The 5,908-nt window shown below is 76.8% G+C and carries 3 protein-coding genes and 1 tRNA gene; 3 read left to right on the top strand and 1 reads right to left on the bottom strand.

The window, feature by feature from the left end; genetic code table 11:
* Nucleotides 1-1,826 (bottom strand): asparagine synthase (locus tag ACIQOV_RS23585; RefSeq protein WP_401051431.1); only part of this gene is annotated, 1,826 nt, incomplete at its 3' end.
* Between the two features lie 820 nt (nucleotides 1,827-2,646).
* Here ACIQOV_RS23585 and ACIQOV_RS23590 point away from each other — a divergent pair.
* The 3 genes from ACIQOV_RS23590 to ACIQOV_RS23600 form a co-directional block, all read left to right on the top strand.
* Nucleotides 2,647-4,074, top strand: coding sequence for an MFS transporter (locus tag ACIQOV_RS23590; protein ID WP_359913997.1), 1,428 nt, complete (start codon nucleotides 2,647-2,649; stop codon nucleotides 4,072-4,074).
* 79 nt (nucleotides 4,075-4,153) lie between these two features.
* A tRNA-Ser gene (locus ACIQOV_RS23595) sits at nucleotides 4,154-4,215 on the top strand.
* A 296-nt stretch (nucleotides 4,216-4,511) separates the two neighbouring features.
* A partial coding sequence (locus tag ACIQOV_RS23600; protein WP_401051434.1) for a TROVE domain-containing protein occupies nucleotides 4,512-5,908 on the top strand: 1,397 nt, incomplete at its 3' end.

Below are 5,908 nucleotides of genomic sequence, written 5' to 3' on the forward strand. Positions count from 1 at the left end.
GGGGGCAGGTCGGTGCGGCCGGCGCCGGTGAGGACGGCGTGCAGGAGGGCGTGCCGGGCGCCGGGCTGGAGGCGGACGTCGTCGGGCAGCAGCCGGGCGGCGCGCACCACCTGGTTGTCGAGGAAGGGCGCGTGCAGCCGCTGGCCGGGCTGTTCGGCGGCGTGCACGAGCGTGCGGAACCCGCGCGCCTGCCGGTAGAGGGCGTGTCGGGCCCGGTACGCGCCGGGGTGTTCCTCGGGCGCCGGTTTGCCCGCCGCCAGGCGGAGCCGCAGCGCCACCGAGGAGAGCGCCTCGTCGGAGAGCCAGCGGGCGGCCGGGCCGGGCACGCACCAGGCGAGGTCGACGGCCGAACGGGCCCCCGCCGTGCCGCCGCCGTCCGGGACGTGGCGGGCGGTCAGCTTGGCGGCCGCCTCGTCCAGCGCCTCGGCGTAGCGGACCCGGGAGAGCCGGTGCGCGGCCCGGAGCACGGTGAGCGGGGTGCGCAGCGTGCCGGTGAGGACGCCCGCGGCCGCCCGGTCGACGCCGGCCAGGGCGACGACCGGGGGCAGGAGTTCGCGCGGCCGCCCGGCCCGGACGAGGTCGGCGAGCCGGGCCGGGTGTCCGTCCAGGACCTGGCGGGCGCCGTAGCCGGTGAGGTGGTCGGTGCCGCCGGCGTCGAAGCGGGCCTCGGCCCGGGCGGCGGCGACGAGTTCGGGCCCGGGCTCGTCGGTGAGCCGGCCCGCCCGGGGGTCGGCTCCCGGCCCGGCGTACGGGAGGGTGTCCGGGCCGGGGTCGAGCACGGTGTGCCGCAGCCGCGGGGTGTCGGGGGCGAGCGCGAGGCCGGCCGGGGGCCCGGTCTCGCCGAGCGTGACGGCGGCCAACCGCTCGGGGGCGGCGGCCTCCCGGGCGGCGGCGCGGGCCCAGGAGCCCTTGACCGCGCCGCTCCTGGCCCCGGCGGTGGCCGCCCGGGCCGCCGCGGTGGCCGCGGGCACCGGCGGCAGCGGGACGGCGGCGGCGAGCAGGGCGACGGTCGCGGAGGCCGTCCCGTACGAGAGGTCGACGCCGAGCCGGGCCCGTCCGACCGGGTCGGGGACCGGCGTGGTGGTGCGGACCCGGGAGCGGACGGACTCCAGCAGGGCGCGGGTGAGTTCGCGGACGGCGGGCGCCTCGTCGCGCGGCTGCTCGGCGCCGGCCGGGTCGTCGTAGCCGGACAGGTACGGGCGGCCGCCGCGGATGCCGAGCACGTGGCCGGGCGGCACCCGCTGGACGCCCAGGTACGGGGTGCCGGCGCCGAGCGCCTCGGGGGACTCCGGGCAGGCGAGCCGGGCGGCGAGGTGGCCGGTGTCCAGCGGGGCGCCGACCAGGTCGGCGAGCGGCAGGGCGGCGGTGGCGTACGCGGTGCCGCCGGCCCACGGGGTGTGGAAGACGGGCCGGGCGCCGGCGAGGTCGGTGAGCAGCAGGGTGGAGCGGGGGCCGGAGCGCAGCACGACGGTGTAGCTGCCGGGCCAGGCGGTGAGGTGGCGGACGGCGCCGCCGCGGGCGGCGGCGAGGCCGGCGGCGAGCTCGGCGTCGGTGGCTCCGCAGTGGCCGAGGACGGCGAGCCGGGTGGTGGCGGGGGTGTCCTCGATCCGGTCGGGCTCGGTGGGGCCGGTGCTCACCACGGCGGGGGCGCCGGGGCGGTGGGTGACCAGGCGGATCTCCGCGGGGCGCCAGTCGCCCACGGCCCAGAGCGGGTCGGGCCCGGACCACAGCGGGCGGGCGGCGATCGGCTCGACCCCGCCGCGCAGTTCGTGCGCCGGGGTGCCCGCGCTCGGCGCACCCGTGCACCAGCCCGTCAGCCACCGCATCGCGCCTCCACCGGACGAGGACCTGCATCCGTGCGGCGCGTTCGCCGCCCGCCGGGCGGCCGGGTGGTGTTGCCGTGGCGGCCCGGGCGCGTCCCGGCGGGTCCTCGCAGCTCGGACGCGCCGTCAGGAGACATCGTGCCACCGCGGGGCGTCGCCGTGGCCGGTGTTCCGGGGTTCCGCCTCCGTTCGGACCGGCCGTTCGACGGGCCGCCGGGGCCGTGCGAGCGGGCACCGATGCGCGCGCGGGCCCGCTCCCGGCCGGAGCTCCGTCCGGTGCGCGATCACTGCGCGTGGGCAAGTTCCGTCCACCGGAAGGGAGTTCGATCCGTCCAGCACTCCGGGGAGCGGGCGGGCCGGGCCTCCCCCTCCCCGGCCCGGACCGCCGGCGAAACGCCTTTGACATGGGCATCGCGAGATGGCCGAAAGGCGTCGCCCGGCCCGGGAGGGCATCCGCATGCCCTCCCGGACTTCACCACCACCCGCGGGGATTGAGGCGGCGGCGTCCCCCGGCCCGCCGGGTCCTCGACGGCAGGCCGACCCACGACCACCAGCGAATCGCCGACCAGCCGGTCGGGCCAGGGGGCACGGCCGGGCGCACGCGTACACGGGACCGGAGCACGACGCTCCGGCGCGCGGCGCGGTCGGCCGGATCCGAGCGGTCCGGACCAACTCCGGTGCGGCACGGCCGAGTGCGCGATCCCGCCATCCGGAATGCGACCTCTTAACCGTCGGAACGCGTCCGACTACGCTAGGTACAGCAGCTACGGCCCGGTGCCGCCCGGGCCCCGCGCACAAGGCCGCAGGAGGTGCAGCCGCCACCATGACCGTCAGCCCACGTGGACCGAACGAACGGCTCGGCACGCTCCTGACCCTCGCCCAGATCAGCAACGCCGGACTGGCCCGCCGGGTCAACGACCTCGGCGCCCAACGCGGGCTGACCCTGCGGTACGACAAGACCTCGGTGGCCCGCTGGGTCAGCAAGGGCATGGTGCCGCAGGGGCCCGTCCCGCACCTGATCGCCACCGCGATCGGCGGCAAGCTCGGCCGGCCCGTCCCACTGGAGGAGATCGGCCTGGGCGACACCGACCCGGCGCCCGAACTCGGCCTGGCCTTCCCCCGCGAGGTCGCCGACGCGGTCCGCTCGGCGACCGACCTGTGGCGGGTCGACCTCGACCTGCGCCGGGGCCCCGGCGGCGGCCGCTGGAGCGACAGCCTGGCCGGCACCTTCTCGGTCGCCGCCTACGCGACCCCCGTCTCCCGCTGGCTGATCACCCCCGCCGACGGCTCGGTGGCCCGCGAGGTGCCGCGCTCCCCCACCGACACCTCCTCCTACCGGGTCGGCCACTCGGACGCCGCCAAGCTCCGCGAGGCCGCCCAGGAGGCCCGTCGCTGGGACTCCAAGTACGGCGGTGGCGACTGGCGTTCGTCGATGGTGCCGGAGTGCCTGCGCGTGGAGGCGGCGCCGCTGCTGCTCGCCTCGTACAGCGACGCGGTCGGCCGGGCGCTGTTCGGCGCGACCGCCGAACTGACCAGGCTGGCCGGCTGGATGGCCTTCGACACCGGGCAGCACGAGGCCGCCCAGCGCTACTACATCCAGGCGCTGCGGCTCGCCCGGGCCGCCGCCGACGTCCCGCTCGGCGGCTACGTGCTGGCCTCGATGAGCCTCCAGGCGGGCTACCGGGGCTTCGCCGAGGAGGCCGTCGACCTCGCCCAGGCCGCGCTGGAGCGCAACCGGGGCCTGGCCACCGCCCGCACCATGAGCTTCTTCCACCTGGTGGAGGCCCGGGCCCAGGCCAAGGCCCGCAACGCGGCGGCGTGTGCGACGGCGCTCGGTGCGGCGGAGAGCGCGCTCGAACGGGCGCGCGCCGGGGATCCCGATCCGGCGTGGATGGACTTCTACGCCTACGACCGGCTCGCCGCCGACGCCGCCGAGTGCTTCCGCGACCTCGGAGTGCCCTCCAAGGTCCGGCAGTTCACCCGCGAGGCGCTGGCCACGCCCACCGAGGGCTTCGTCCGCTCGCACGGCCTGCGGCTGGTGGTCTCGGCCATGGCCGAGGCGGAGGCGGGCGACCTGGACGCCGCGGTCGCCGCCGGCGAGCGCGCCGTCGAGGTGGCCGGCCGGATCTCCTCGCAGCGCAGCCGGGAGTACGTGGTGGAGATGCTGCGGCGGCTGGAGCCCTTCCAGGGGGAACGCCGGGTGCGGGAGCTGACCGAGCGGGCCCGGGCGGTGATCGTCGCTCCGGCGTGAGCGGACGGGACGGCGCTCCGGCGGTAAATGGAGTGCGGTGACGGGAGGGGCCTGGCTAGGGTTTCTCTCGTCCAGGTGCGCAGGCAGAGGTTACTTCCACTCTTAATGGGCGTGTCGCGGGTTCGAGTCCCGCCGCCGGTACTCGCCGGTGTAGCTCAGTCGGTAGAGCAGCTGTGTCACCTCAGCCGCCTTCGATCTCTGGACACCTACACGTGAATAGTTCGTCCGCACCTCCCGGTGCGACGGCAGCGGTTACTTCTTGGTGAGGCGCCCCCAGGGCGCTGCGGTTCGAGCCCGCGCAACACCGCCGCCACCTTTGATCTCGGGAGGCAGCTCTTCGTGGTGCCCGGGTCCGCGTCAGCCATGACGGCCCCGGGCACCGCTGCCGCAGCATGCCTCCCTCCCACTGACACCAGCACGCCGAGGGGGGCTTCCGCATGTCCAGGTTCAACTTCCGCAGGGCCAAGGCCGGTCCGAGTTCGCCGGTGGCCACCACCGGCGAGCGCACCGTCAACCACAACGGCGGCCCCGGCTTCGTCCGGGACCACAAGTCCGAGCTCTTCCTGCTGGCGATCGCCAACATGGTCGGCCAGGACACCTTCCACGAGCGCGGCGGCGAGCGCGACGACCGCTACACCGCGCTGGTGCGCGAACTCGCCGTCGCCGAGCCGGAGTGGACCGTCGGGCTGCTGCGCTGGCTGCGCTACGGCGCCCACATGCGCACCGCCGCCCTGGTCGGCGCCGCCGAGTTCACCCGCGCCCGGCTGGACGCGGGCGCCCACGGCCACTCCCGGCAGGCCGTCGCGGCGGTACTGCGGCGCGCCGACGAGCCGGGCGAGCTGCTCGCCTACTGGACCTCGCGCTACGGCCGGGCGCTGCCCAAGCCGCTCAAGCGCGGGGTCGCGGACGCCGTCCGGCACCTGTACGACGCCCGCTCGCTGCTCAAGTACGACACGGCGGGCAAGGGCTACCGCTTCGGCGACGTGATCGAGCTGACCCACCCCTCGCCGGACCCGGCGAAGGAGTGGCAGGGTGCCCTGTTCGCGTACGCGCTGGACCGCAGGCACCGCCCGGACGAGGCCGTCCCGCCGGCCGCCGACCGGATGCTGACCGCCAACCGCGAGCTGCTGGCGCTGCCCGTCGAGGAGCGCCGGGCGGCGGTGACCGCCGAGGGCGGCGCCGCGCGGCTGGCCGCCGCCGGGCTGACCTGGGAGGCGCTGGCGGGCTGGCTGCAGGGGCCGCTGGACGCGGACGCCTGGGAGGCGGTCATCCCGTCGATGGGCCCGATGGCGCTGGTCCGGAACCTGCGCAACTTCGACCGGGCCGGGGTCTCGGACGCCGTCGCGGCCGAGGTGGCCCGGCGGATCTCCGACAAGGGCGAGGTGCGGCGCTCGCGCCAGTTCCCGTTCCGCTACCTGGCCGCGCACCGCAACGTGCCCTCGCTGCGCTGGGGGCACGCGCTGGAGACGGCGCTCGGTCACTCGCTGGCCAATGTGCCCGAACTGCCGGGCCGGACGCTGATCCTGGTGGACCGCTCCGGTTCGATGTTCGACCGCTCCGGCGGGCCGACCGAGCTCAACCGGGCGGACTCGGCGGCGATCTTCGGCACCGCGCTGAAGGTCCGGGCCGCCGAGGCGGACCTGGTCGAGTTCGGCACCTCCAGCCAGGTGGTCGACGTCGGCCGGGGCGAGGCGGTACTGCGTGTGCTGGCACGTTTCTCCAACCTCGGCGGCACCAACACCGCCGACGCCGTCCGCACCCACTACCGCGGCCACGACCGGGTGGTGATCGTCACCGACGAGCAGACCGGCCCCGGCCACTGGGGCGGCGACCC

The sequence above is a fragment of the Kitasatospora sp. NPDC091257 genome, assembly GCF_044757675.1.
In the GTDB taxonomy this organism is placed as follows: Bacteria; Actinomycetota; Actinomycetes; order Streptomycetales; family Streptomycetaceae; genus Kitasatospora; species Kitasatospora lactacystinica.

What these genes read in the sequence shown, in the direction of transcription:
- ACIQOV_RS23590 (WP_359913997.1), top strand. Translation starts at nt 2,647, where the DNA reads ATGACCGTCAGCCCACGTGGACCGAACGAACGGCTCGGCACGCTCCTG.